Genomic DNA, 24,734 nt, shown 5'->3' on the forward strand with positions numbered 1-24,734 from the left:
GCTTCGCAGCCTCTCAGGATGAGGCTCGCCATGGTTGCGCGCCGAGACTGTTGCCGCGCACTCCGTCCTCATCCTGAGGGCCTGCGAAGCCGGCATCTCGAAGCATGCGCCGCAGGGGGACTCAGCCTCAACGCCGCGACGATCCCAGCTCGATGATCCGCCGCGCCATCCGCACGTTGGCATAGTCGATCATCTTGCCGTCCAGCGTCACTGCGCCCTGTCCCAGCGCCTCGGCCTGCTCCATCGCCTCGACCACCCGCCGCGCCTGGGCCAGCTCCGCGTCCGACGGCGTGAACGCGCGCAGCGTCGGGTCGATCTGGTCGGGGTGGATCACCTGCTTGCCGTCAAAACCCATCGCCGCGGCCTTTTGCGCGCTGGCCTCGGTCAGCCTGGCATCGCGGAATGCGCCGCAGGGGCCGTCGATCGCGCGCAGGCCGCACGCGCGCGCGGCGACCAGCAGGCGCATCATGGGATAGGCGAACAGGTCGAGCGGCGCGGAGGCGTAGCCGCTTTGCACTGAACCGAGGTGGCGATAGCCATCCGGCGAGATGCCGATGTCGGAGGTGCGGGCGCCGAGCGAGGCTGCGAGATCGCCGACGCCGAGATGCAGCGCGGCCACGCTGTCGTGGCACGCGGCGAGGGCGTCGACATTGACGAGGCCGAGCGCGGTCTCGATCAGCAGCTCAAGCGCGAGAGGCGCGGCGCGATCCGGCGCGGCCGCTTGCAGCTGGCCGGCGATGGCGACGATGTCGCTCACCCGCTCCGCCTTCGGCACGATCACAGCATCCAGCCGGGGCAGGGCCGCCAGGGCGCGAATCTCCTCGGCGATGAAGGAGCTGTCGACCGCATTGAGCCTGACCGCGACGTGCTTGTTGCCCCAGTCGAGCGAGGACAGCGCGCGGGCGGCTTCCTCACGCGCAACGCCCTTCTCGCCTGCCGGCACGGCGTCTTCGAGGTCCATGAACACCGCGTCCGCCAATGAGGCCGCCGCCTTGGCGACGAGACGGGCGCGATGCGCGGGAACGGCGAGATAGGCCCGGGCCGGCCGGAGCGAGACCATGCTCACGTTCCCTTGACGAGGCCGAGTTCGCCGAGGATCGACGCATTGTGCTCGCCGACATAGGCACCGGATCCATCCGCGGCGTCACGCCGGGAATGGTGAGCGCGGGCAGGAAGCTCATCACCGGTCCGCTCGGCGATCCCACGCTTTGCACCCGCGCGCGGGCGTGAAGCTGCTCATGCTGCAGGAAGGCCTCGACCGAGTTCAGATGCGCGTTGGCAATCGCAGCTTCGTCCAGCAGCCGCAGCACCTCCTCGCTGGTCATGGAGGCAAAGCGCCGCTCGATATGGGATTGCAGATCGTCGCGGTTCTGCATGCGCAGCGGATTGGTGCGGAAGCGCAGGTCGTCGGCGAAGCCGGCATCGCCGAGCACGATGCGGCACAGCGACCGCCATTCCCGATCGTTCTGGATGCCGAAGAAGACGGTCGTTCCGTCGCCGACCCGGAACGGGCCGTAAGGCGCGATCGTTGCGTGCCTGGCGCCGGTGCGCGGCAGCGGCCGGCCGGTACTGCCGGTGTAGAAGGCGGGATAGCTCATCCAGTCCGTGATGGAATCGAACAGCGAGGCCTGGAACGCCGTGCCCTTGCCGGTCCGCTCGCGGGCGTACAGCGCCATCAGCACGCCGTTCAGAATGTACATGCCGGTGGCGATATCGACCACCGAAAGCCCGACCTTGGCGGGCTCCGCTTCGGTGCCGTTGATGGCGAGCACGCCGGCCTCGCACTGCACCAGCAGATCATAGGCCTTCTTGTCGCTGTAGGGGCCCCCTAGGCCATAGCCGGAGACGTCGCAGGCGATCAGGCGGGGATATTTGCGCAGCAGCGATGCGGCATCGAGGCCGAGCCGCTCCGCCGCGCCAGGCGCGAGATTCTGGATGAACACGTCCGCCCGCGGCAGCAGGGCGTCGAGCACCTTGCGCCCCTCGGGGCTCTTGATGTCGATGGCGAGGCTTTCCTTGGAACGGTTGGTCCAGACGAACTGGCTCGACATGCCGTTCATCACGTGATCGTAGTCGCGGCAGAAATCGCCGGTCCCTGGCCGCTCGATCTTGATCACCCGCGCGCCCCAATCGGCGAGGTGCCGGCTCGCCAGCGGCGCCGCGATCGCCTGCTCCAGCGAAACCACCGTCACACCCGACAGCGGCAGCTCCGCCTCATTCCCCGTCATGTGACCGCCTCCACTCCCGCTCGCTTCTGATCAGCGCGGGAGAACGAGCACCATCCACGCGCATTTTGATGGTGACATGATGCCCCTGTTTTGCCCGACGAGTCAAACCTGGCTTCGAAAAATCCTAAAATTTGGCGACGTGAGTGTTTGCAATGACTTGGCTACTGTGCATGGGGTTGTTTTCGCAGTTTTTGTTTGAGGCCCCGACGGCAGGGTCGTCGTCGCGTTCCCCCGGAACTGCCGAGGCTCCTGACCCCGCCCTGTTGCCGAGACCGCACACGCGTCGGCTTTCGCAACCCCCTCGGTTGCCAACGAACCGCCGTTCACCCACTATTCGTAACCGACTCGTCATGTGGGGGGATCGATGCCGGCGTTTCGCTTGAAGTCCTTTGCTAAGCCCTCGGCCGTTGCAAGCCTCGCGCTTGCCCTGGCCGTCCTGGCGCTGCCGCGCGCCGGTTTCGCCTACACCCAGGAGGAGCAGCAGGCCTGCACGCCGGATGCGATGCGGCTGTGCGGCGAGTTCGTTCCGAACGTCGATGCCATCACCGCCTGCATGATCAAGAAGAAGGCGCAGCTCTCGCCGCAATGCGCGGTGTTCTTCCGCCGCGGACCGGAGCCCGGCCAGTCCCGTGCCGGCAAGCCAACCAGCATCGCGCCGAAGAAGGCGTCAACGACCGCGAAGAAGAGCGCCAAGCCGGCGACGAAGAAGAAATCCAGCCAAGGCTAAGCGCCTAGGCCCCGGACTCGTTTTGTTCGCACGACGCCGGCAGGCTTGCTCCGATTGACGCGCTTGGGCGCTCGAAAAGAGTCGCTGGCGGGTTTGCGCGGCAAGGTTGCATTTCACTTTCCGCCTCGTTGCTCAAAAAACGCACAGACGCCCCCCACGAGCGGCATTTCTTGCGGCCCGTGTCTTTATCCTGCGAAGCAGTGTGACTCAAAAGCCAACACGTCTTGTTATTTCGTGGCTGTCGCACAGCCCCCGACAAATTTTTCTTTCACGAATCAGCGGCGTGATTCATTTTCGCGGCCTGGGGTCAATCTGGAGGCCGAAGGTATGAACGTCATTGTTTTTGCATCGCGTAAAGGCGGCTCGGGCAAGAGTACCCTGGCTGCACATCTTGCTGCGCAGATCAAGGCAAGCAAGCAGGTCATGCTCGTGGACGCCGATCCGCAGGGCTCGCTCACGCTGTGGCACAAGCTGCGTGGCACCAACGAACCGCCGATCAAGGCGGCCGTCAACTCCGTCAGCGGCATCGTCTCCGCTGCCAAGCGCGACGGTTATGAATGGGTGTTGATCGACACGCCGCCGAACCTGTCGGCCGTCGTCGACGACGCGATCAAGAACGCCACCATGGTGGTCATCCCGGCGCGTCCCGGCGTGTTCGACGTCAACGCCGTGCAGGAAACCATCCAGATGTGCCGCGCGGCGCGCAAGCCCTACGCGGTCGTGCTCAACGGTGCTCCGGCCAAGCGCGACGAAGCCGAAAGCCCGATCGTCACCATCGCCCGCGAAGCCCTGGCGAAATTCCGCGCTCCGGTGTGGGGCGGCCAGATCACCAATCGTTCGGATTTGCTGATGGCGCTGAGCCACGGCGAAGGCGCGCGCGAGTATCAGGCCGAGAGCCGTGCGGCTCAGGAAATCGCAAGGCTCTGGGCGGCGATCGAGCGTTCGGTGAAGGCTATTCGCGGCACGGCGTCGGCATCCGGCGCGATGCACAAGCAGGCTGCTTGATTTTTCATTGTTTCATTTCGAGCGGCGAAAAACGCGCGGAAGTCCGCGCGTTTTGCGTTTCCGGGCTTTCCCTCACGCCACCATCAGCATGTAGAACACGATGACCGGCGACAGGGTCAGGATCACCGACCAGATGCCGAGGGCCCAGAGAATGTCCTCGGTGGTAAAGCTCTGCTGTTCTGCGTCGAAATGCGACGCCATTTCATTCTGACTATTCACAAACGCCCCCGCGATTTCTTCGCTTATGGGCATCAGTGATAGCAGCGATGTTTTAAGATCCGGATCGCATCGGTCCGTGGATTTTGAACACAGGTGCTACCACGGATTAACCATCCCGCGCGCCGGCCTCAGCCGATCAGCCAGACGCGAAACAGCAATACCGGCATCAGGCCGAGCATCACGGCCCAGAACCCGAACGACGAGACGACGAGAATTCCCCGCAAGAGATCGGCGGGCGCGAACTGGCTCGCGGCCGTAGGCCGGTTGCGATACCCCATGGTCATTCCCCCTTCGGTGACGTTGAGGACAACGATAGGCGCGGTCACGTAAACGAGACGTGGATGCGGATTGCGGCGGCTGCGAAGGCCGTTGGGGCGCGGTTAACCACGCGGGCCTCAACCCTCTCCCCTTGCGGGAGAGGGTGGCTCGCCGCGTAGCGGCGAGGGGTCACTCTCCTCACGAACAGTGTTGCGCGTCGAGAGAACCCCTCATCCGGCGCTTCGCGCCACCTTCTCCCGCAAGGGGAGAAGGAAGCACTCGCGCGTAGAGAGAGCGCTACGCCGCGACCTTCATCCGTCGCTCGATCTCGCGATCGATCGTTGCCGCGAGCTCGCTGCTCACTTCCACCATCGGCAGGCGCACCTCCGGGCTGTCGATCAGGCCTGATCGCCACAGCCAGTACTTCGCCGGCGCGGGGCTCGGCTCGGCGAACAACAGCCGCGTCAGCTCGGCGACCTCGTGCCAGCGCGCCTGCGCCGCATCGTGGTTGCCGCGCTTCATCTCGGCATGGACGGCCGCGAACGTCGCGGTCTCGACATGGGCCGAGAGCACGATGCCGCCGTCGGCGCCGTCACCGAGCGCCTCGAGATAATTGGCGTCCTCGCCGGTGAGCACGCGAAAACCCTTCGGCCGGTCGCGCAAGAGCGCGATCGATTGCTCGCGGCTCGCGCCGCAATCCTTCAGGCCGATGATGTTCTTGTGCTCGGCAAGCCGCAGCATGGTCTGGTTGGTGATGTTGACCGCGCAGCGATAGGGAATGTTGTAGAGCGCGATCGGCCATGCCGCGTGGTCGGCGAGCGTCTCGAAATGCGCCAGCAGGCCGCGCTGCGACGGCCGCACATAGTAGGGGCTGGCGATCAGGTAACCGTCGATCGGCCAGTCCGCGGTCTCGTCGAGGCGCTCCTGCAGGCGCGAGGTGTCGGCGCCCGACAGCCCGAGGCAGATCGGCAGGTTGCAGCCGCCGGCCGCCATCTCCTCGCGCACCACGGCGACGAGGCGTTCGAGCTCGGCCGCGCGCAGCGTCATGCCTTCACCGGAGGTCGCGCCCAGGATGAAGCCGTCGATGCCGTGCGCGCCGTAGTGCCGGGTCAGCCGCCGCAGCGACCTCTCATCCAGCGCGCCGTCCTGGAACGGCGTCACGAGCGGCAGCCACAGCCCGTGCAAATGATCTCGAAGTCCGGTCATGTTTCCATCTCCTTCTCGGGAAAAAGCCTGAGACGGAGGGCACATGAAAAAACCCCGTCCAGGCGGCGGGGTTTTCGAAGATTTGCAGCGATGACGAAGTCTGCTAGCGCGCGCAAAGATCCGAGGCCCCGGGATGGGGGCCTTTTTTCGAGACGATGGCCTCGAACGAGATTGCGCACGACTTCGTGATCATTCGGAAATGATGCGGGGGATAGGTGGAACTGTCAATACACGCGGAGCGCGAAGCCACATTTTGACGAAAAAAAGCCGGACCCGAAGGGCCCGGCTTAGGTATTGGCCACGTGAGGCCGACACAATCACCTTCCAAGAGGGATTACTGAACTCCCGCGCCACTGGAGGAGGGGGACAAATGCGCAACGCGAAGGCTCAGCGTGCAAACATTATGAGCTTGCCGAGTGCCTTGCAGCAACAGCCGAGGCCGCATGTCAGTCATGCGGAAATCAGGACGGCCAGCGTTGCGCCTTGCTCACCACGAAGTCGCGGAACACCTGCACGCGCGCGACCGTCTTCAACTCCTCGGGATAGACGAAGTAGGTGTCGAGCTGGATCGAATCCGACTCGCCGAACAGCTGCACGAGCTTGCTCTGCTCCTCGACCAGGTAATCGGGCAGGGCGGCGATGCCGAGGCCCTGCGCGCAGGCGCGCACGAGACCGAGGATGTTGTTGACCTTGAAATAGGCTTCGCGCGGACCCGAGCCGTTGCGCCCGGCTTCGATCAGCCAGTTGCGGTTCTGCAGGTGCGGCGCGAAGTTGCCGTCCGACAGCGTGATGATGCGGTGGGAGTCGAGCTCCTCCAGCGTGCGCGGCGTGCCGAAGCGCTTGATGTATTCCGGCGAGCAATAGGCGTGGAAGCCCATCGCGAACAGCTTCCGCTGGATCAGATCCGGCTGCGTCGGCTTGCGGGTGCGGATCGCAACGTCCGCCTCGCGCATCGACAGATCGAGCTCCTCGTCGGTGACGATCAACGAGATGCGGATCTCGGGATAGAGCGCGGTGAATTCGCCGAGCCGCGGGATCAGCCAGTTGATGCCGACGCCGGGCGTGGTGGTGATCTTGAGATCGCCGCTCGGCCGCTCGCGGCTGTCGGTCAGCTTGGCGCGCGCCGCCTGCAACTGCATGAACACGTCATGCGCGGTGCGGAACAACAGGTCGCCCTGCTCGGTGAGGATCAGGCCGCGGGCGTGGCGGTGGAACAGCGAGACCGAGAGCTCCTGCTCCAGCGCCGAGACCTGGCGCGATACCGCCGATTGCGACAGGCCGAGCTGCTCGCCCGCATGCGTGAAGCTGCCCGCTTCCGCCGCGGCGTGAAACACCTTCAGCTTGTCCCAGTCCATATCCGTAAATCCGTCGCGTGTTCGGGGCATGATTCTATTCCGCTGCCGCGCGCTCGCTGGCGCGAAGGGCCAAGAAACGTTCGGCTTCGAGTGCGGCCATGCAGCCGAGGCCGGCGGCCGTCACGGCCTGGCGATAGGTTTCGTCGGCGACGTCGCCGGCGGCGAACAGGCCGGGCACCGAGGTCGCGGTCGAGTTCGGGGCGACCTCGATATAGCCCGAGGGTTTCAGCTTGACCTGATCCTTGACGAGCTCGGTCGCCGGCGCATGGCCGATGGCGATGAAGATGCCGTCGGCCTTCACGTCCGTGAGCGCGCCGGTCTTGACGTTCTTGAGCCGGACATGGGTGACCTTGTTGGGGTTCTCGGTGCCGCAGATCTCGTCGACGGCGGCGTCCCAGATCACCTTGATCTTCGGATGCTTGAACAGACGCTCCTGCAGGATGCGCTCGGCCCGGAAGTGATCGCGACGATGAACGATCGTGACTTGCGAGGCATGGTTGGTGAGGTACAGGGCTTCCTCGACCGCGGTGTTGCCGCCGCCGACCACGATCACCTCCTTGCCGCGGTAGAAGAAGCCGTCGCAGGTGGCGCAGGCCGACACGCCGCCGCCCTGGAACTTGGCTTCCGACGGCAGCCCGAGCCAGCGCGCTTGCGCGCCGGTGGCCAGGATCACGGTCTCGGCGAGATAGACGTCGCCGCTGTCGCAGGTGAGGCGGAACGGCCGCCGCGCCGTCTCCAGCTTGGTGACCAGGTCGGAGACGATCTTGGTGCCGACATGGACCGCCTGCTTCTCCATTTGCTCCATAAGCCAGGGGCCCTGGATCACGTCGGCGAAGCCGGGATAGTTCTCGACGTCTGTGGTGATGGTGAGCTGTCCGCCGGGCTGGATGCCCTGGATCAGGATCGGCTCCAGCATCGCGCGCGCGGCGTAGATCGCGGCGGTATAGCCGGCCGGGCCGGAGCCGATGATGACGACCTTTGCATGAACAGGAGCGGACATTTCGATGGACGCCTTTCACGGGGGATTTGCAGCGCGGGCGCGGAATGTGCCGGGAGGCCTCGCGGAGGCGCTGAAATATCAGAGCTAATCTAAGCCTTCTGGCGAGCCATGCAAGAATTGCATTCCCTCTCGGCGGATTTTTCCAACAGGGAACAAAAGTCGATTGTGCTGCACGCGCAATAAAATTGCGCTAGCTGTGCTGGTTAGGCTATGAGGATTTCGACAAATCACCCAATACCGCCGCAAAGGCCAGGAGTTCCAATCACGTGTCGCGGAACCTAGACGAGATCGACCTCAAAATTCTCGCCGAGATTCAGGCCGATGGTCGAATCACCAATGTCGAGTTGGCCAAGCGCGTCGGCATCTCGCCGCCCCCCTGTCTGCGCCGCGTCCGGGCGCTGGAGGAGGAGGGCTATGTCCACGGCTATCGCGGCCTCCTGGACGCACGCAAGCTGGGCTTCGACGTCACCGTTTTCGCCGCCGTGCACCTGTCCAGCCAGGCCGAGGCGGATTTGCGCGCGTTCGAGGAGTTCGTCCGCGCCGAGCCTTTGGTGCGGGAATGCTGGATGCTGTCCGGCGAGGTCGATTTCATCCTGAAATGCGTCGCCCCCGACATGGCGACCTTCCAGGATTTCGTGACGCACCTGACCGCGGCGCCGCATGTCCGCAACGTGCGTACGTCATTGGTGCTGCACAATTCGAAATACGAGGCGGCGGTGCCGCTGGAGGTGAAGGGGCGGCGGTGAGGGTCTACTCCCTCTCCCGTTCTTACGGGGAGAGGTGAAGACCGGTCCACAGTCCTCTCCGTCATTGCGAGCGCAGCGAAGCAATCCAGAGTCTTTCCGCGGAGGCAGTCTGGATTGCTTCGCTGCGCTCGCAATGACGTGTGGTGAGAGCGTGTGTCCACCACAACCCCAGCAACCCGCCGACGCAAAAAGGCCGGGCGTCGCGCGGCCTTTTCGAAACGTCAGCGCAGCGGCAAATCCTTACCGCCACTCCACCTTGGTGATCTCGTACGCCTTGGCGCCGCCAGGCGTGTTGACCTCGACCGTGGCGCCCTTCTTCTTGCCGATCAAGGCGCGTGCGAGCGGCGAGGTGATCGAGATGCGGCCCTTCTTGGCGTCCGCCTCGACCTCGCCGACGATCTGCCACACCGTCTTCTTCTCGGTGTCCTCATCGACCAGCGTCACGGTGGCGCCGAACTTGATGGTGTCGCCGGAGAGCTTGGAGATGTCGATGATGTCGGCGCGCGCGAGCTTGTCCTCGAGCTCGGCGATGCGGCCCTCATTGTGCGACTGCTCTTCCTTCGCGGCATGGTATTCCGCGTTCTCCGACAGGTCTCCGTGCGAGCGCGCCTCGGCGATATGCTCGATGATCCGCGGACGGTCCACGGACTGGCGCTGCTTCAATTCTTCCCCGAGCGCGACAAAGCCGGCCTGGGTCATCGGAACCTTTTCCATCGTCTCTCTCGTCCTTCGATCGTGCGCCCCAGAATGCGGATGGGCGCCGCAACCTTGATTCGTCAGTCCTCCAGAGCCCAAAGAGGGGCTTCCGGACCTTGACAGATATGGGCTTTAGCGCCGGAACAGAACTGCCACCTGGCCGGACAGTTCCTCCGGCCATTGTGGCTTCATTGCCAATCACTTAGCGGAAGCTTCGCTGCCGCTAGCGATCAGGTTTCCGAAAAGTAGCTCTGCAGGGTACGAACCTCAAGGTCCCCGCCCAGATAGGCGCGGATGCCCTGCGCGGCCGCCACGGCCCCGGAAAGAGTGGTGTAATATGGCACTTTATGCAAGAGGGCCGCGCGCCGCAGCGAGCGGCTGTCGGCCAGTGCCTGCGGGCCTTCGGTGGTGTTGAAGACGAGCTGGACGTCGCCATTGGTGATGGCATCGACGATGTGCGGCCGCCCCTCCAGCACCTTGTTCACCTTCTCGGTCGGGATGCCCTGGTCGGTCAGGAAGCGTGCGGTGCCCGAGGTCGCCAGCACCTTGAAGCCGAGCGAATGCAATTCGCGGACGGCATCCGCAATGCGCGTCTTGTCGCTTTCGCGCACCGAGACGAACACCGTGCCCTTGCGCGGCACCCGCGTTCCGCCGCCGAGCTGACTCTTGGCGAAGGCCACCGCAAACGAGCGGTCGATGCCCATGACCTCGCCGGTCGAGCGCATCTCCGGGCCGAGCACGGTGTCGACGCCGGGGAAGCGTGCGAACGGGAAGACCGATTCCTTGACACCGACGTGCTTGAGCGTCGCCTTCTTCAGCTTGAAATCGGCGAGCTTCTCGCCGGCCATGATGCGCGCGGCGATCTTGGCCACGGGCGTGCCGACCACCTTGGCGACGAACGGCACGGTGCGCGAAGCGCGCGGATTGACCTCGAGCACGTAGATCTCGCCGTCCTTGATGGCGTATTGCACGTTCATCAAGCCGATGACGTCGAGGCCGAGCGCGAGCTCGCGCGTCTGCCGCTCCAGCTCCTCGATCATTTTCGCATCGAGCGAGTGCGGCGGAAGCGAGCAGGCGCTGTCGCCGGAATGGATGCCGGCTTCCTCGATGTGCTCCATGATGCCGACGATGAAGGTGTCCTTGCCGTCGCAGAGGCAGTCGACGTCGATTTCCGTGGCGTCCGACAGATAGCGGTCGAACAGCAGCGGGTTCTTGCCGAGCACGGTGTTGATTTGCCCGGTCTTGTCGTTGGGATAGCGCGCCTTGACGTCGGCCGGCACCAGCTCCGGGAGCGTGCCGAGCAGATAATCGTTGAGCTGGTTCTCCTCGCGGATGATCTGCATCGCGCGGCCGCCGAGCACGTAGGACGGGCGCACCACCAGCGGCAGGCCGAGATCGGCAGAGACGAGGCGAGCCTGCTCGACCGAATAGGCGATGCCGTTCTTCGGCTGCTTGAGGCGAAGCTTGTCGAGCACGCGCTTGAAGCGGTCGCGGTCCTCGGCGAGGTCGATGGCGTCGGGCGAGGTGCCGAGGATCGGCACTTCGGCGGCTTCCAGCGCGCGCGCCAGCTTCAGCGGCGTCTGGCCGCCGAACTGCACGATGACGCCGTGCAGCGTGCCCTTGCTGCGTTCCTTGGCGATGATCTCCAGCACGTCCTCGGCGGTCAGCGGCTCGAAATAGAGCCGGTCGGCGGTGTCGTAGTCGGTCGACACCGTCTCGGGATTGCAGTTGACCATGATGGATTCGTAGCCGGCGTCATGCAGCGCGAAGCAGGCGTGACAGCAGCAATAATCGAACTCGATGCCCTGGCCGATGCGGTTGGGACCGCCGCCGAGAATGATGACCTTCTTCTTGTCGGACGGCGTGCTCTCGTCCGCAGGTGCGCCGGCGAACGGCGCCTCATAGGTCGAGTACATGTAGGCGGTCGGCGAGGCGAACTCGGCCGCGCAGGTGTCGATGCGCTTGTACACCGGGTGAACGCCGAGCGCGTGGCGCTTCGCCTTGACCTCGGCCTCCGTCGTCTCGGCCAGCACGGCGAGCCGCGCGTCGGAGAAGCCCATGGCCTTCAGCGTGCGCATGCCGAAGGCGTTGCCGGGCAGGCCGTTCTTCCTGACCTTCTCCTCCATCTCGACGATGCCGCGCATCTCGGCGAGGAACCACGGATCGATCTTGCAGGAGTTGAAGATGTCTTCGTTCGACCAGCCGAGCCGCATGGCCTGGGCGACCTGGAGAATGCGGTTCGGCGTCGGCGTGCCGAGCGCGGCACGGATCGCGTTCTTGTCGTCGTCGCGGCCGAGGCCCTCGATCTCGATCTCGTCGAGCCCGGTCAATCCGGTCTCGAGCCCGCGCAGGGCCTTTTGCAGGCTTTCCTGGAAGGTGCGGCCGATCGCCATGACTTCGCCGACCGACTTCATCGAGGTGGTCAGCGTGGTCGAGGCGCCCGGGAATTTCTCGAAGGCAAAACGCGGCACCTTGGTGACCACGTAGTCGATGGTCGGCTCGAACGAGGCCGGTGTTGCGCCGCCGGTGATGTCGTTGGCGATCTCGTCGAGCGTGTAGCCGACCGCGAGCTTGGCGGCGACCTTGGCAATCGGAAAGCCGGTGGCTTTCGAGGCCAGCGCGGAGGAGCGCGACACGCGCGGATTCATCTCGATGACGACCATGCGGCCGTCCTCGGGATTGACGCCGAACTGCACGTTGGAGCCGCCGGTCTCGACCCCGATCTCGCGCAGCACCGCCAGCGAGGCGTCGCGCATGATCTGGTATTCCTTGTCCGTCAGCGTCAGCGCCGGCGCCACCGTGATGGAATCGCCGGTGTGCACGCCCATCGGATCGAGGTTCTCGATCGAGCAGACGATGATGCAATTGTCTTTCTTGTCGCGCACCACCTCCATCTCGTACTCTTTCCAGCCGAGCACGGATTCTTCGATCAGCACTTCGTTGGTGGGAGACGCATCGAGGCCGCGCTCGATGATGTCGAGGAACTCTTCCTTGTTGTAGGCGATGCCGCCGCCGGTGCCGCCCATGGTGAAGGAGGGACGGATGATCGCGGGCAGGCCGATCTCGGACAGCGCCATCATCGCCTGGCCCAGCGCATATTCCTGATAGCGCTTGCGGCGGTCGCCTTCGCCGAGGGTCCATTGCCGGTCGAGCTCTTCGAGCGCCGCGCCCGACAGCTTCTCGCGTTCGGCGTGATATTTGTCGCGGAACGACTTCTTCAGCTCCGAGGCGTTGGCAAGCCGCGACTTCGGCGTCTGCAGCCCGATCTTGGTCATAGCGTTGCGGAACAGCTGGCGGTCTTCGGCCTTGTCGATGGCATCGGCGGTGGCGCCGATCATCTCGACGCCGAACTTCTCCAGCGTGCCCTGCCGGCGCAGCGACAACGCGCAGTTCAGCGCGGTCTGGCCGCCCATGGTCGGCAGCAGCGCGAAGCCGCCAGGAATGACGTGACGTTCCTTCTCGATGATCTTGGCGACGATCTCGGGCGTGATCGGCTCGATATAGGTCGCATCCGCCAATTCCGGGTCGGTCATGATGGTGGCCGGGTTGGAATTGACGAGGACGATGCGATAGCCCTCTTCCTTCAGCGTCTTCACCGCCTGCGTGCCCGAATAGTCGAACTCGCAGGCTTGGCCGATCACGATGGGGCCGGCGCCGATGATCAGGATGGTGGTGATGTCTGTACGTTTGGGCATCAACTCTCGCCGAAGTGGAATTTGGGCACAAAAAAAGGGCGCGCTTGCCGCGCGTCCCTTTTGCGAGAGCGCGGGGTCTTCCCTCGCGCGCGGGTGGGTCTTAGACCAGTTTTCAGGACGGCGAAACCCCGAAAAACGCCCATCAACCGGCAATTTTGACCGGTTTTGGCCGTGCCTGCCAGCCGCGGGCGAGGTGCACCAGAAGCGAGGCCGCAACGCTCGTTCCGCCGATCCAGCCGAGGTCATCAGGCGAGAGGGTGGCCAGCACCGCGCCGCCCAGCGCTCCACCAATGGCGAAGCCGAGATACATCGACGAGGCGTTGAGCGAGAGCGCGATCATCGAGGCCTGCGGCTCGATCCGGATGATGCTGGCGATCTGGGCCGGATAGAACGCCCAGCCCGAGACGCCCCAGAGGAAGATCGTGCCGAGCACCGCATAATGCGCCTGTGCGGGCATTAGCTTCAGGACCAGCGAATGCAGGATCAGGGCGCCCGCCATGCCGGCGAGCCCGAGGCCTGCGGTCGCGAGCGTGCCGAGCCGGTCGGCCAGGACGCCGCCGAACATGTTCCCGATCGCCGCCGCGCCGCCGAACACCAGCAGAGCAAGGCTGATCTGCGAGGCGTCGAAGCCGAGGCCGCGCAGCGGGACTGCGAAATAAGTGAACACCGTGAAGCCGCCCAGGGCCCACAACATCGTGATCAGCAGCGCGACCACGACGTTGCGATGGCGCGCCACCGCCAGCCTCTCGCTGAGCGAGGCCGTATTGCGCGGCAGACCGCGTGGCAGCCCGAGCAGCAGGCCGGCGAGCGCAACGGCGCCGATCAGGGCGACCATGGCGAAGGTTGCACGCCAGCCGAACAGGCTGCCGACGAGATTGCCGAAGGGAACGCCGACAACGGTCGCAACCGTGAGGCCGGCGGTCACGAGCGCCACCGCGCGGCCGCGCCGTTCGGGCGCGGCGACCGCCACGGACACGGCAAGCGCCGTCGGCATGCACAGCCCTGAGCCCAGCGCCATCAGCATTCGGGAGGCCAGCAGCAGGGCGTAGTTGGATGCGACCATCGCGGCGAGGTTGCCGGCGATGAAGGTCGATAGCGCCAGGGCCAGCACGGTCCGGCGATCGATATTGTTCAGCACGACTGCGAGGATGGGCGAGCCCACCGCATAGGTGAGGGCGTAGGCCGTGACCAATTGGCCTGCGGCCGAGACGGAAATCGACAGGTCGGAAGCGATCGCCGGCAAAAGCCCTGCAATGACAAAACCTTCAGTGCCGATCGCAAAGGCCGCCAGGGCCAGCCAGAGCACGCTCATCGGAAACGCTCCTTATGTTCAAGATTCATTGAACTATCGAACGAGGCGATTTCGCTGTCAATTGGTTCAAGAACTATTGAACATTGCCGGCGCATCGTTATGATTTCCGGACCATGAGCCGCACGCCGCACCATCCCACCCGCGAGCAGATCGAACTGCCGATGGTCCTGGATTGCCTGAGCGATCCGATCCGTCTGGCGATCGTCTACCAGCTCGCCCAGCAGGAACGTGTCAGCAGCGAACTCCGCTGCAGCGACTTCAGCGCGCTGAGCGGCAAGTCCAACCTCGCCTATCACTTCGCCAAGCTGCGCGAATGCGGCCTGATGCAGACGCGCATCGCGGGCACCAACCGCTTCATGCGGCTGCGACGAGAGGATCTGGAGGCGCGCTTCCCGGGCCTGCTCGATGCGGTGCTCAGCTCCGCAGCTAAGGATGCCGACCGGCTTCCGCTCGTGTCCGGCTGCGACTTGATCGAGGTCGATCGAAAATGAGACGGTTGCCCGCCGCCGCTCTGCGAGCTACGGCGCGGCAAGGCTGGCTTGCCGAGCCGAAGCTGCGGTAGCAGCGAAGGCTGGAGACCCGGCCTGGATTTGAACCAGGATGTAGAGCGTTGCACCGCCCTCGCGTAGACGCTTCCGCCACCGGGCCGCGGCGATCATTACCGATTGCAGTGCGACAAGCCACAACGGCTAATTGTTATGCTTAACGGATCAGAGGCGGCCTGGCGATGAACGTCATGCGCCAGCGGTTGTGGCCGATATTGCTGTGGGCGCGCTGGGCCGCGAAGCCCGCCGCCTTCAGCTTGGCCGTGACCTCGTCCTCGCTGTAGCGCTGCAGCCCGATCTTCGAGCGCAGCTGGCGATAATCCGACAGCGCGGTGCTGGTCAGCCCGATCAGCGCGTCCTTCAGAAAGCCGTGGCGCAGACCGAAGCCGAGCAGCGCCATCACGTCCCTGGCCATGCCGACCTGCGGCTGGAGAATATCGCCGAGCACCAGCTTGCCGGAGGGTTTCAGGATCCGGCGGATGTTCAAGAGCGCCGCATCGAGCTCGTCCGGCGTCATGTATTGCGCGACCGAGTTCATCACGACGAGGTCGATCGATTGGTCCTGCATCTTGCGGACGTCGTCGAGCGAGCGGACGCGGATCTTGGTGTTCGGGGCAAAGCGCGCGATCAGCCGGCCGCGCACGCCGGGCGCGGGCTCGGCCAGGATCAGCTTGCCGCAGGCGGCTGCCACCTGGTTCGCCGACAGCGCTTCCCCGCAGGCATAGTCCAGCACTGTCGCATCGGGCGAGGGGATGTAGCCGATGATGTCCCGCGCAATGATCTGGAAGTGCAAGTCGCGATGCAGCTTGCTGACATAGATCGTATGCGTCGAGTCGTAATAATCGATCCAATCGTCCATGGTATTCGAAGGTCCCGGCCTAACGGTTCCGCTAGCGGAACCGGCGCTGTCCGCCTTGCGTTAGGGGTGCGACGGCGCGCCGTCAATGTCCGCGTCCTAACAGGAAGGTCTCCCGTGAGCAAAACCAACAACAAGGTCTCGCCCGAACTCGATACCCCCACTGATCTGTCGCCCGACGGGGTCAAGAAAGTCTCGGAGGCGCTCAACGTGCTTCTGGCCGACGCCTTCGCGCTTTATCTCAAGACCAAGAATTTCCACTGGCACATCAGCGGGCGCCACTTCCGGGATTACCACCTGCTGCTCGACGAGCAGTCCGACCAGATCTTCGCCACCACCGACCAGCTCGCCGAGCGTGTCCGCAAGATCGGCGGCACCACGCTGAAGTCGATCGGCCAGGTCGCAAAGCTCCAGACCATCAAGGACAACAACGAGGACTACGTCCCGCCGCGCGAGATGCTGCGCGAGCTGATGCAGGACAACAAGCTCGTCGCAGCCGCGATGCGCAAGGCGCACGACGTCTGCGACGAGGCCGGCGACGTCGCCAGCGCCAGCATTTTGGAAAACTTCATCGACGAGACCGAGCGGCGGACCTGGTTCCTGTTCGAAGCGACCCGGCAGGAAGGTGGCAACGAAGCGTAGGACACAGGGCGGTAGGGTGGGCAAAGCGAAGCGTGCCCACCAACTGGATTGTACGGATGGAGTAGTGGGCACGGCGCGCAAGGGCGCGCCTTTGCCCACCTATCGCACCGCGCTTGTGGCTACCGCCACAACCGCATCAATGCCCCATCCTTCCCCGTCACGGGATCAGCCGGCGGCAGCGCGACGCGTGGAATCGTCTTCAGCGCTTTGGCATGATTCTCCGGCGTTGCCCGCGTGATCTCCATCTTCGCGCCCGATGGATAGGCGCCGATCACGCAGAAATCATCGCTCGCCTTGATGCATTGATGCCCGGTGCCGGCGGGCAGGATCGCAACGTCGCCGGCCTGGATCTGAAGCTCCTGGCCATGGTCGCCGCCGAAGCGGACGCGGGCGCTGCCGCGCGCGACGCCGAGCACCTCATGCACCGTCGCATGATAATGCAGATAATCGTAGACGCCGTTGCGCCACGTCCCGCCCCAGCCGTTCGCTTCGAACAGAAGTTCGATCGTCTCTTCCGGGCGCTTTGGGTCGAGCTTCACCGCGCCCTGGTAGACCAGGAACGGAAGGATGTTGTTCGGCACGAGACCGTCATCCTCGAACACGATGGCGAGCGGCTCGGCCTTGTCGCGGACGACGGACATGGCTGGGCTCCTGCGTCAGGGTAGCAGGAATCAACGAGAACAGTGAGGCGGCGTTCCTGGTTCTGTCATTCCGGGGCGACGCGCAGCGTCGAACCCGGAATCCATCGTGCTGCAGATCTGTTGGCCGATGGATTCCGGGCTCGCGCTACGCGCGCCCCGGAATGACGAAAAAGCCCGGGCTTTGTCGTGAAGTATCCGAGGAGAACGCGTCTCACGCGCTCTTCTTCTGCCGCATCAGGTCGGCGAAACGCTGGAACAGATAGTGCGAGTCGCGCGGGCCGGGTGAGGCCTCGGGGTGGTACTGCACCGAGAACACCGGCTTGCCGTCGAGCTGGATGCCGCAATTGGAGCCGTCGAACAGCGAGATGTGGGTTTGCGTAGCGCCCTTCGGCAGCGTCGTCTCGTCCACCGCAAAGCCGTGGTTCATCGAGGTGATCTCGACCTTGCCGGTGGTCTCGTCCTTGACCGGGTGATTGGCGCCGTGATGACCCTGATGCATCTTCTTGGTTCTGGCGCCGACGGCGAGCCCCAGCATCTGGTGGCCGAGGCAGATGCCGAAGGTCGGCGTGCCCGACTTGATCACGTCGCGGATCACGGGCACGGCGTACTTGCCGGTCGCGGCCGGATCGCCGGGCCCGTTCGACAGGAACACGCCGTCCGGCTTCAGCGCCAGGATGTCCTCTGACGACGTCGTCGCCGGCACCACCGTCACCTTGCAGCCGACGCCGGCGAGCAGGCGAAGGATGTTGCGCTTGATGCCGTAATCGATGGCGACGACGTTGAACTCGGGCTTGTCCTGCCGGCCGAAGCCCTTGTCCCAGGCCCAGGGCGTCTCGTCCCAGGTGAAGCGCTGGCCGCTCGTCACCATCGGCACGAGGTCCATGCCTTCGAGGCCCGGCCACTCGCGCGCCTCTTTCTTGAGGCCATGCAGATCGAACTCGCCGGTCTTCGAGTGCGCGATCACGGCGTTGGGCATGCCCTTGGAGCGGATCAGCGCGGTCAGCGCGCGGGTGTCGATGCCGGAGAGGCCGATGATGCCGCGGGCCTTGAGCCAGGCGTCGAGATGCTTGGTGGCGCGATAGTTCGAGGGATCGGTGATCGCGGTGCGCAGGATCACGCCGCGCGCGCCCGGCGTCGCCGCCATATTCACCGTCTCGATGTCGTCCTCGTTGGTGCCGACATTGCCGATATGCGGGAAAGTGAAGGTGATGAGCTGGCCGGCATAGGAGGGATCGGTCAGGATCTCCTCATAGCCGGTCATCGCCGTGTTGAAGCAGACCTCACCGACGGCGTGGCCTTCGGCGCCGAGGCCAAAGCCCTCGAGTACCGTGCCGTCGGCAAGCACGAGGAGCGCGGTCGGTTTATGGTCCGGCCAGGCGGGATCGTTGTCATGTTGTGTCATGAGCGCGTTTCATAGTCCCCCCGCGCGCGCCCGTCAAAGCGGGAGAGGCCGGATTCACATGCGTTTTTGCATATTTGACAGGCCTCCTCCCGCCCTTAAGCTCGGCCGGCTAATTTCCGGCAAATCTTGGGGCTTGCGAGGCAACAATGGACCGGACGACCCCGATTGTGCTGGTTCCGGGGCTGGCGTCCACGGCCCGCATCTATGCGCCCGTGATCCCCGCGCTCTGGCGTTTCGGACCGGTGACGGTTGCCAACCACATCCGCGACGACAGCATGGCGGCGATCGCCCGCCGCATCCTCGCCGAGGCGCCGCCGCGCTTCGCCCTCGCCGGCCATTCCATGGGTGGCTACATCGCGTTCGAGATCATGCGCCAGGCCAGCGAGCGCGTGACGAAGCTCGCGCTGATCAACACGCAGGCGCGGCCCGACACGCCGGAGGCAACCGCGCGCCGCCGTGCCCAGATGGAGCGCGCCAGGCGCGGCGAGCTCCGCGCCGTCCGCGAGGAGAGCTTTCCGGAGCTCGTGCATCCGTCGCGGCGCGATGACGCTGAGATTCTCGAGCTCGTGCATGCGCAAGACGAGGACGTTGGCGTCGAAGCCTATCTGCGGCAGCAGACCGCGATCATCGCCCGGGTGGATTCGTGCCCCTTGCTGGCGACGATCAAGTGCCCGACGCTGGTGCTGACGGGCGATACCGACAACACCATCCCCAACGCGTTCTCCAAGGAGATGGCCGAGGGCATCGCCGGCGCGAGGCTCGTGATCCTCGATCGCTGCGGACACCTGCCGCAAGCCGAACAGCCGGAGGCGACGGTGCGGGCGCTCACCGAATGGCTCGCGAGCTAAGCACTCACCCGCAATAGGCGGCCTTGGTCCATAGCGGCACGAGGAAGAAGCCAACCACGGCGATATCCACCGCGTAAAGCACGCGCCGGGTCTTGGTGGACACCGGATTCGTCGAGAATTCGCCCTCGTAGACCACGAGCGGATCGAACTTTGGCTCCCAGCCGAGCTTGTAGGTCAGCAGGGATATGAAGTCGTAGACCGGCAGGTACAGCAGAAGGACCAGAAAGAGGCCGTTCGCCGCGATCGCAAGCCAGGACGATCCGGTTTCTCCGGTGAAGGCTGGAAGCGAGCCGCAGGTGTAGGGGCCGAAACGGCTTGCCCAGAGCACCACGAGGCAGACTGCCAACATGGCGAGATGCTTTCCGGTCTTCATCCAAGCACCTATATTGACGCGACATCTTGTTGTAGACCACGAGTCTTTCCGGACTGTTTCCAAACGAGGCGATCATGCTGCGCGACGACATCAACAATGCGGTCAAGGAGGCCATGAAGGCCAAGGACGAGCGCAAGCTGTCCACGCTGCGCATGGTCAACTCGACCATCAAGAATGCCGACATCGACGCGCGCGGCAGCGGCAAGCCGCCGCTGTCGGATGGCGACATTCTCGCGGTGCTACAGAAGATGATCAAGCAGCGCCAGGAGGCGGTCGAGCTCTACGACAAGGGCGGCCGCGCCGAGCTTGCCGCGCAGGAGCGCGAGGAGATCGCGGTGATCTCGGCGTATCTGCCGAAGCAGATGTCCGAGGACGACGTGAAGAAGGCGATTGCGGACGCGATCGCCGAGACCGGCGCAGCCGGCATGAAGGACATGGGCAAGGTGATCGCCGTGCTGCGTTCGAAATACGCAGGGCAGATGGATTTCGGCAAGGCCAGCGGTTTGGTGAAGGCCGCGCTGTCGGGTTAGCCGTCATTCCGGGGCGACGCGAAGCGTCGAGCCCGGAATCCATCGTGCTGCCGGCTCTGTTGCGAAATGGATTCCGGGTTCGCGCTACGCGCGCCCCGGAATGACAACAAAAACAAGGGAGGCACGGTGACCGCCATCCATCCATTTCGCATCGCCATCGGCGACGACATCCTCGCCGACCTGAAGTCGCGCCTCGCCCGCACGCGCTGGCCGGAGGCCGAACTGGTCGACGACTGGAGCCAGGGCGCGCCGCTGAAATGGATCCAGGAGATCTGTGCCTACTGGGCCAAGGACTACGACTGGCGGGCCCGCGAGGCGAAGCTAAATCGCTTCGCGCAGTTCACCACCGAGATCGACGGGCTCGATATTCATTTCATTCACGTGCGCTCGAAGGAGCCGTCGGCGCTTCCGCTGATCATCACCCATGGCTGGCCCGGCTCGATCGTCGAGTTCCAGAACGTGATCGCGCCGCTCACCGATCCCGCTGCACACGGTGGCAATCCCGCCGATGCCTTCCACGTGATCTGCCCCTCGCTCCCGGGCTTCGGCTTCTCGGGCAAGCCAAGGACTACCGGCTGGGGCGTCGATCGCATCGCCGCGACCTGGGCCAAGCTGATGGAGCGGCTGGGCTACGCTCGCTATGCCGCGCAAGGCGGCGACTGGGGCTCGGCGGTGACGACCTCGCTCGGCGCGCAGGACCCCGCTCATTGCGCCGGCATCCACATCACGCTCGCTTTCAACGCGGCGCCGAAGGTCGAGGGTGAGCCGACGGCAGAGGAGAAGCGCGCGCTGGCCGGCCTCAAGCATTATGTCGATCTCGATTCCGGCTACTCCAAGCAGCAATCGACGCGGCCGCAGACGCTCGGCTATGGCCTGACGGATTCGCCGAGCGGGCAGGCGGCCTGGATCCTGGAGAAGTTCTGGGCCTGGACCGATTGCAATGGCCATCCCGAGAACATCTTCAGCAAGGACGAGCTGCTCGACAACGTCATGCTCTATTGGGCGACGCAGACGGCGACGTCGTCGGCGCGGCTCTATTGGGAGAGCTTCGGCAAGCGCCGCACCACGCCGGTGGTGAAGGTGCCGACGGGCGTCGCGGTGTTTCCGAAGGAGATCATCACGCCGGTGCGGCGCTGGATGGAACCGAACTTCCCCAACATCACGCATTGGAGCGAGATGGAGAAGGGCGGTCACTTCGCCGCCTTCGAGCAGCCGGAGTTGTTCGTGCGCGATGTCAGGAAGTTCTTTGCGACGGTGCGGTGACCCCTGTCATTCCGGGGCGCCCGCAGGGCGAACCCGGAATCCATTGGGCCGCGGCAAACGCTACGCAATGGATTCCGGGCTCGACGCTGACGCGTCGCCCCGGAATGACGTCCCGAGCTCTTGTTCCGAGCATTCACAGCTCTAGACTGGGCCATAACAACACACCGGGAAACGACCAAGCCCATGCTCACCGAAGCCGCAACCTACGACGAGCTCGTCCGCAACTTCCGTTGGGACATCCCCGCGCGCTTCAACATGGCGGAGGCGTGCTGCGATCGCCATGCCGACGGCAGCGGCCGGCTTGCGCTGATCTATGTCGACGAGAACGGCGCCACCAGCCGCACCTCGTTCGACGAGGTCGCGGAGATGTCGCGCCGTTTCGCCAATGTGCTGAAGGCCGACGGACTTGTCCGCGGCGACCGCGTCGCGGTCTTCCTGTCGCAGTCGCTGGAATTGCCGATCGTGCACATGGCGGCGTTTCGCTCCGCCATGATCTCGATCCCGCTGTTCGCCCTGTTCGGCGAGGACGCGCTGGAGTTCCGCCTGTCGAACTCCGAGGCCAAGGCGATCGTCACCGACGAGGGCGGCTGGGAAAAGCTGTCAAAGATCCGCGACCGCCTGCCGGAGCTGAGGAACGTCTACATCGTTGGCGCGCGCGCCCCCGCCGGCACGAAATCGTTCTGGGCTTCGGTGAAAGCCGCTTCGCCCGACTTCGCGCGCGCGGATACCTCGGCCGACGATCCCGCGCTGATCATCTACACCTCGGGCACGACGGGTAATCCCAAGGGCGCTCTGCATGCGCATCGCGTCGTGCTCGGCCATCTGCCGAATGTGGAGATGTGCCACAACTTCTTACCCAAGCCCGGCGATCTCATGTGGACGCCGGCGGACTGGGCCTGGATCGGCGGGCTCATCAACGGCCTGCTCGCGTTCTGGTACCACGGCATTCCGCTGGTCGGCCATCGCGCGCGAAAATTCGAGCCGCAGGCAGCGATGCAGATGATGGCCGATCTTTCCGTCCGCAACGTCTTTCTGCCCCCGACGGCCCTGAAGCTGATGCGGCAGGCCGGCGTCAGGCATTCCGGCGTGAAGCTGCGCAGCATCTTCACCGGCGGGGAGTCGCTCGGCGGTGAATTGCTCGGCTGGGTGCGCGAGACGTTTGGTGTCGACGCACATGAGGTGTTCGGCCAGACCGAGTGCAACCTCGTGATCGGCAGCAATTCCAACCTGTTTCCGATCCGCCCGGGTTCGATGGGCAAGGCAACGCCCGGCTTCGACGTTCGCATCGTCAACGACAAGGGCGAGGAATTGCCGCGCGGTCAGCGCGGCATCATCGGCGTGCGCCAGCCATGTCCCGTTACCATGCTGGAATATTGGCGCAATCCGGAGGCGACGGCGAAGAAATATACCGGCGACTTCCTGCTCACCGGCGATCTCGGCGTGCAGGACGAGGACGGCTATTTCTGGTACGTCAGTCGCGAGGACGACGTCATCACCACCGCCGGCTACCGCGTCGGCCCTTCCGAGATCGAGCACACGCTGATGAAACATCCGTCGGTGGCAATGGCTGCGGTGGTCGGCATTCCCGATCCGATCCGCACCGAATCGATCAAGGCCTGGATCGTGCTGCGTCCGGGCTTTGCCGGCAGCGACGCGCTGGCGCGCGAGATCCAGGACTTCGTCAAGGTGCAGCTCGCCGCGCACGAATATCCGCGCTTCGTCGAGTTCGCCGAGACGCTGCCGATGACAGCGACCGGCAAGGTACTGCGCCGCGAGCTGCGGGCCAAAGGCTGACTTCTTACAAGGGCTGACTTCCGACCATGGCAAAGACCTCTCAAGCCGCGGGGCTTCACCGCGCCTCGCTTGCAAAGCTGCACGAGCTCGATGCGGCGCTGGAGCTCATGTACTACGGCTGGCGCGGCATGACGCTGGAGGCCGACGCATATCTTGCCAAGCAGGGCCTGTCGCGTCCGCACCATCGCATCCTCTACGTGGTGGCGCGCCGGCCCGACATCGCCATCGGCGCGCTGATCGAGATCCTCGGCATTTCCAAGCAGGCCCTCAACCGGCCGCTCAATCTGCTCGTGGAGCGCAAGCTCCTGACCTCGAAGCGCGCGCCGGAGCAGCACCGCTCGAAACTGCTGCGCCTGACCGAAGCGGGGCGGCGCATCGAGCAACGGGCCTCGGACCACGAGCGCCAGGTCCTGCGCGAGGCGTTCGAGCGCGTCGGGGCGAGCGGTGCGGCGGGATGGATCGGGGTGATGGAGGCGATCGCCGACAACAATTGATGGAAATCTCAAGTCAACATAGTTGACATGAGGCGTGCGCTTTGCCACCTTCCCGGCCACGAGCCAAGGGGAGGATCCGTGTCGTGAGCGGACAGGCAATGAACCGCGCGGCCGCCGCAAGCTTCGTCGCGGCATGGTGTGCGAATTGGTGCAGGGTCGATATCGACGCGGTCGTCGCCCATTTCGCCGACGATGCGCAGATGCGCAGCCCTCTCGCTCTCACCCTGACGGGGTCTCCGACCGTCACCGGCGCCGAGAACATCCGCGCCTACTGGCGCAAGGCCTATGGCCACATCGAAACTGCCGACCTGAAGATCCTGGGCTGGAGCTGGGACGAGGCGATCGCGCGGCTGACGGTGTGGTGGCAATTGGGCGATACGCGCGCCAGCGAATTCATGGACTTCGACGATGTGGGCCGTGTGGTGCGCAGTGAAGCTTTTTACGGGAAATAGCCATGCGGTTTTCGGACATCGTCCTGCTCCTCAACACGCTCTGGTTCGTCGGGGCGTTCATCCAGTTCAGCATCGCGCAAACCAACACGTTGAAGATCCTGCTGCCGCGGGAGGAGCGCAGCAATCCGATCGCGCCGACCCTTGCGGCGAGCGTCGCGTTCCTCGGCGGCATGAATCTGCCGATCGGGCTCTTGTCGCTCTATCTGCTGGCGGCCCGTCCGTCCTTCTTCCAGCCGGTCGAAGCGCAGCTCGCGCTGTTTCTGTTCTTTGCCGCCTGCCATTTCAGCCAGTTCGCCTACAATGTCCCGGTGCTGATGCGCGGCGGCCGCGTCGGGGTGGCCTATTGGCCGGTGTTGAAGGGCCCGATGCTCCGGATCTTCGTCATCGATGCGGCTCTGTTCGCGGCCAATCTCGCAGTGGCGCTGCAGCTCACGATCGCGTCCTGAT

General features: G+C 64.7%; 25 protein-coding genes, 1 tRNA gene and 1 pseudogene. 12 read left to right on the top strand and 15 right to left on the bottom strand.

Annotation, left to right across the window (positions count from 1 at the left end; all coding sequences use genetic code 11):
- Positions 1–127: 127 nt before the first annotated feature.
- A complete protein-coding gene (locus tag N2602_RS07375; RefSeq protein ID WP_260382201.1) occupies positions 128–1,060 on the bottom strand; it encodes a CoA ester lyase in 933 nt (310 codons plus the stop codon).
- A 2-nt stretch (positions 1,061–1,062) separates the two neighbouring features.
- A pseudogene (locus N2602_RS07380) lies at positions 1,063–2,228 on the bottom strand (CaiB/BaiF CoA transferase family protein).
- A gap of 364 nt (positions 2,229–2,592) precedes the next feature.
- Between N2602_RS07380 and N2602_RS07385 the strand changes: the two are divergent.
- The gene (locus N2602_RS07385) at positions 2,593–2,955 is read left to right on the top strand and encodes a hypothetical protein (protein WP_260382202.1); all 363 of its coding nucleotides are present in this window, start codon (positions 2,593–2,595) and stop codon (positions 2,953–2,955) included.
- 327 nt (positions 2,956–3,282) lie between these two features.
- On the top strand, positions 3,283–3,960 hold the full coding sequence (locus N2602_RS07390; protein ID WP_025032179.1) for a ParA family protein: 678 nt from the start codon (positions 3,283–3,285) through the stop codon (positions 3,958–3,960).
- Between the two features lie 72 nt (positions 3,961–4,032).
- Here N2602_RS07390 and N2602_RS07395 read toward each other — a convergent pair whose 3' ends face one another.
- The 5 genes from N2602_RS07395 to trxB form a co-directional block, all read right to left on the bottom strand.
- Positions 4,033–4,212, bottom strand: coding sequence for a hypothetical protein (locus N2602_RS07395; protein ID WP_260382203.1), 180 nt, complete (start codon positions 4,210–4,212; stop codon positions 4,033–4,035).
- 95 nt (positions 4,213–4,307) lie between these two features.
- Positions 4,308–4,463, bottom strand: a complete 156-nt coding sequence (locus N2602_RS07400; RefSeq protein ID WP_260382204.1) for a hypothetical protein — start codon at positions 4,461–4,463, stop codon at positions 4,308–4,310.
- Positions 4,464–4,734: 271 nt separating this feature from the next.
- The gene (locus tag N2602_RS07405) at positions 4,735–5,643 is read right to left on the bottom strand and encodes a 4-hydroxy-tetrahydrodipicolinate synthase (RefSeq protein WP_212259953.1); all 909 of its coding nucleotides are present in this window, start codon (positions 5,641–5,643) and stop codon (positions 4,735–4,737) included.
- Positions 5,644–6,104: 461 nt separating this feature from the next.
- Positions 6,105–7,028, bottom strand: coding sequence for a LysR family transcriptional regulator (locus tag N2602_RS07410; protein ID WP_025032176.1), 924 nt, complete (start codon positions 7,026–7,028; stop codon positions 6,105–6,107).
- Between the two features lie 4 nt (positions 7,029–7,032).
- Positions 7,033–7,998 carry a thioredoxin-disulfide reductase gene (gene trxB / locus N2602_RS07415; protein ID WP_260382205.1) on the bottom strand — a complete coding sequence of 322 codons (966 nt, stop codon included), beginning with the start codon at positions 7,996–7,998 and terminating at the stop codon, positions 7,033–7,035.
- A gap of 266 nt (positions 7,999–8,264) precedes the next feature.
- Between trxB and N2602_RS07420 the strand changes: the two genes are divergently transcribed.
- Positions 8,265–8,744 (top strand): Lrp/AsnC family transcriptional regulator, encoded by a 480-nt coding sequence (locus N2602_RS07420; protein WP_172788989.1) that lies wholly within the window; start codon positions 8,265–8,267, stop codon positions 8,742–8,744.
- Positions 8,745–8,984: 240 nt separating this feature from the next.
- On the opposite strand, the gene greA is transcribed toward N2602_RS07420, so the two are convergent.
- From greA to N2602_RS07435, 3 genes are all read right to left on the bottom strand, one after another.
- Positions 8,985–9,458, bottom strand: coding sequence for a transcription elongation factor GreA (gene greA / locus N2602_RS07425; RefSeq protein WP_036009537.1), 474 nt, complete (start codon positions 9,456–9,458; stop codon positions 8,985–8,987).
- Between the two features lie 212 nt (positions 9,459–9,670).
- A complete protein-coding gene (carB, locus tag N2602_RS07430; protein WP_260382206.1) occupies positions 9,671–13,135 on the bottom strand; it encodes a carbamoyl-phosphate synthase large subunit in 3,465 nt (1,154 codons plus the stop codon).
- Between the two features lie 142 nt (positions 13,136–13,277).
- Positions 13,278–14,447 carry an MFS transporter gene (locus N2602_RS07435; RefSeq protein ID WP_260382207.1) on the bottom strand — a complete coding sequence of 390 codons (1,170 nt, stop codon included), beginning with the start codon at positions 14,445–14,447 and terminating at the stop codon, positions 13,278–13,280.
- 113 nt (positions 14,448–14,560) lie between these two features.
- Between N2602_RS07435 and N2602_RS07440 the strand changes: the two genes are divergently transcribed.
- A complete protein-coding gene (locus N2602_RS07440) occupies positions 14,561–14,938 on the top strand; it encodes a helix-turn-helix transcriptional regulator (RefSeq protein WP_172788992.1) in 378 nt (125 codons plus the stop codon).
- 81 nt (positions 14,939–15,019) lie between these two features.
- On the opposite strand, the gene N2602_RS07445 is transcribed toward N2602_RS07440, so the two are convergent.
- Both N2602_RS07445 and N2602_RS07450 read right to left on the bottom strand, forming a co-directional pair.
- Positions 15,020–15,095, bottom strand: a tRNA-OTHER gene (locus N2602_RS07445).
- Between the two features lie 54 nt (positions 15,096–15,149).
- Positions 15,150–15,851, bottom strand: a complete 702-nt coding sequence (locus tag N2602_RS07450) for a class I SAM-dependent methyltransferase (protein WP_260382208.1) — start codon at positions 15,849–15,851, stop codon at positions 15,150–15,152.
- A gap of 114 nt (positions 15,852–15,965) precedes the next feature.
- Here N2602_RS07450 and N2602_RS07455 point away from each other — a divergent pair, with 114 nt between their 5' ends.
- Positions 15,966–16,490: a Dps family protein gene (locus N2602_RS07455; RefSeq protein WP_172788994.1), complete on the top strand. Its 525-nt coding sequence runs from the start codon at positions 15,966–15,968 to the stop codon at positions 16,488–16,490.
- A gap of 119 nt (positions 16,491–16,609) precedes the next feature.
- On the opposite strand, the gene N2602_RS07460 is transcribed toward N2602_RS07455, so the two are convergent.
- Positions 16,610–17,131 carry a cupin domain-containing protein gene (locus tag N2602_RS07460; RefSeq protein WP_260382209.1) on the bottom strand — a complete coding sequence of 174 codons (522 nt, stop codon included), beginning with the start codon at positions 17,129–17,131 and terminating at the stop codon, positions 16,610–16,612.
- Between the two features lie 211 nt (positions 17,132–17,342).
- A complete protein-coding gene (carA, locus tag N2602_RS07465; RefSeq protein WP_260382210.1) occupies positions 17,343–18,533 on the bottom strand; it encodes a glutamine-hydrolyzing carbamoyl-phosphate synthase small subunit in 1,191 nt (396 codons plus the stop codon).
- A gap of 146 nt (positions 18,534–18,679) precedes the next feature.
- Between carA and N2602_RS07470 the strand changes: the two genes are divergently transcribed.
- Positions 18,680–19,381 (top strand): alpha/beta fold hydrolase, encoded by a 702-nt coding sequence (locus N2602_RS07470; RefSeq protein ID WP_260382211.1) that lies wholly within the window; start codon positions 18,680–18,682, stop codon positions 19,379–19,381.
- Positions 19,382–19,385: 4 nt separating this feature from the next.
- Here the strand turns inward: N2602_RS07470 and N2602_RS07475 are convergent, their stop codons facing one another.
- A complete protein-coding gene (locus N2602_RS07475; protein ID WP_260382212.1) occupies positions 19,386–19,754 on the bottom strand; it encodes a hypothetical protein in 369 nt (122 codons plus the stop codon).
- A 74-nt stretch (positions 19,755–19,828) separates the two neighbouring features.
- Here N2602_RS07475 and N2602_RS07480 point away from each other — a divergent pair, with 74 nt between their 5' ends.
- From N2602_RS07480 to N2602_RS07505, 6 genes are all read left to right on the top strand, one after another.
- The gene (locus N2602_RS07480) at positions 19,829–20,284 is read left to right on the top strand and encodes a GatB/YqeY domain-containing protein (protein WP_260382213.1); all 456 of its coding nucleotides are present in this window, start codon (positions 19,829–19,831) and stop codon (positions 20,282–20,284) included.
- A gap of 126 nt (positions 20,285–20,410) precedes the next feature.
- Positions 20,411–21,547, top strand: coding sequence for an epoxide hydrolase family protein (locus tag N2602_RS07485; protein ID WP_260382214.1), 1,137 nt, complete (start codon positions 20,411–20,413; stop codon positions 21,545–21,547).
- A gap of 183 nt (positions 21,548–21,730) precedes the next feature.
- The gene (locus N2602_RS07490; RefSeq protein WP_260382215.1) at positions 21,731–23,341 is read left to right on the top strand and encodes an acyl-CoA synthetase; all 1,611 of its coding nucleotides are present in this window, start codon (positions 21,731–21,733) and stop codon (positions 23,339–23,341) included.
- Between the two features lie 26 nt (positions 23,342–23,367).
- Complete coding sequence (locus N2602_RS07495; RefSeq protein WP_172789002.1) at positions 23,368–23,835, top strand: MarR family winged helix-turn-helix transcriptional regulator; 468 nt, start codon at positions 23,368–23,370, stop codon at positions 23,833–23,835.
- Positions 23,836–23,933: 98 nt separating this feature from the next.
- Complete coding sequence (locus N2602_RS07500) at positions 23,934–24,287, top strand: nuclear transport factor 2 family protein (protein ID WP_260382216.1); 354 nt, start codon at positions 23,934–23,936, stop codon at positions 24,285–24,287.
- Positions 24,288–24,289: 2 nt separating this feature from the next.
- The gene (locus N2602_RS07505) at positions 24,290–24,733 is read left to right on the top strand and encodes a hypothetical protein (RefSeq protein ID WP_036030342.1); all 444 of its coding nucleotides are present in this window, start codon (positions 24,290–24,292) and stop codon (positions 24,731–24,733) included.
- Position 24,734 lies beyond the last annotated feature (1 nt).

The organism is Bradyrhizobium sp. NC92, assembly GCF_025200865.1.
Classification (GTDB): Bacteria; Pseudomonadota; Alphaproteobacteria; order Rhizobiales; family Xanthobacteraceae; genus Bradyrhizobium.

Coding starts and splice junctions, on each gene's coding strand:
- N2602_RS07375 (WP_260382201.1), bottom strand. CDS start 1,060: ATGGTCTCGCTCCGGCCGGCCCGGGCCTATCTCGCCGTTCCCGCGCAT.
- N2602_RS07385 (WP_260382202.1), top strand. CDS start 2,593: ATGCCGGCGTTTCGCTTGAAGTCCTTTGCTAAGCCCTCGGCCGTTGCA.
- N2602_RS07390 (WP_025032179.1), top strand. CDS start 3,283: ATGAACGTCATTGTTTTTGCATCGCGTAAAGGCGGCTCGGGCAAGAGT.
- N2602_RS07395 (WP_260382203.1), bottom strand. CDS start 4,212: ATGCCCATAAGCGAAGAAATCGCGGGGGCGTTTGTGAATAGTCAGAAT.
- N2602_RS07400 (WP_260382204.1), bottom strand. CDS start 4,463: ATGACCATGGGGTATCGCAACCGGCCTACGGCCGCGAGCCAGTTCGCG.
- N2602_RS07405 (WP_212259953.1), bottom strand. CDS start 5,643: ATGACCGGACTTCGAGATCATTTGCACGGGCTGTGGCTGCCGCTCGTG.
- N2602_RS07410 (WP_025032176.1), bottom strand. CDS start 7,028: ATGCCCCGAACACGCGACGGATTTACGGATATGGACTGGGACAAGCTG.
- trxB (WP_260382205.1), bottom strand. CDS start 7,998: ATGTCCGCTCCTGTTCATGCAAAGGTCGTCATCATCGGCTCCGGCCCG.
- greA (WP_036009537.1), bottom strand. CDS start 9,458: ATGGAAAAGGTTCCGATGACCCAGGCCGGCTTTGTCGCGCTCGGGGAA.
- carB (WP_260382206.1), bottom strand. CDS start 13,135: ATGCCCAAACGTACAGACATCACCACCATCCTGATCATCGGCGCCGGC.
- N2602_RS07435 (WP_260382207.1), bottom strand. CDS start 14,447: ATGAGCGTGCTCTGGCTGGCCCTGGCGGCCTTTGCGATCGGCACTGAA.
- N2602_RS07440 (WP_172788992.1), top strand. CDS start 14,561: ATGAGCCGCACGCCGCACCATCCCACCCGCGAGCAGATCGAACTGCCG.
- N2602_RS07450 (WP_260382208.1), bottom strand. CDS start 15,851: ATGGACGATTGGATCGATTATTACGACTCGACGCATACGATCTATGTC.
- N2602_RS07460 (WP_260382209.1), bottom strand. CDS start 17,131: ATGTCCGTCGTCCGCGACAAGGCCGAGCCGCTCGCCATCGTGTTCGAG.
- carA (WP_260382210.1), bottom strand. CDS start 18,533: ATGACACAACATGACAACGATCCCGCCTGGCCGGACCATAAACCGACC.
- N2602_RS07470 (WP_260382211.1), top strand. CDS start 18,680: ATGGACCGGACGACCCCGATTGTGCTGGTTCCGGGGCTGGCGTCCACG.
- N2602_RS07475 (WP_260382212.1), bottom strand. CDS start 19,754: ATGAAGACCGGAAAGCATCTCGCCATGTTGGCAGTCTGCCTCGTGGTG.
- N2602_RS07480 (WP_260382213.1), top strand. CDS start 19,829: ATGCTGCGCGACGACATCAACAATGCGGTCAAGGAGGCCATGAAGGCC.
- N2602_RS07490 (WP_260382215.1), top strand. CDS start 21,731: ATGCTCACCGAAGCCGCAACCTACGACGAGCTCGTCCGCAACTTCCGT.
- N2602_RS07495 (WP_172789002.1), top strand. CDS start 23,368: ATGGCAAAGACCTCTCAAGCCGCGGGGCTTCACCGCGCCTCGCTTGCA.
- N2602_RS07500 (WP_260382216.1), top strand. CDS start 23,934: ATGAACCGCGCGGCCGCCGCAAGCTTCGTCGCGGCATGGTGTGCGAAT.
- N2602_RS07505 (WP_036030342.1), top strand. CDS start 24,290: ATGCGGTTTTCGGACATCGTCCTGCTCCTCAACACGCTCTGGTTCGTC.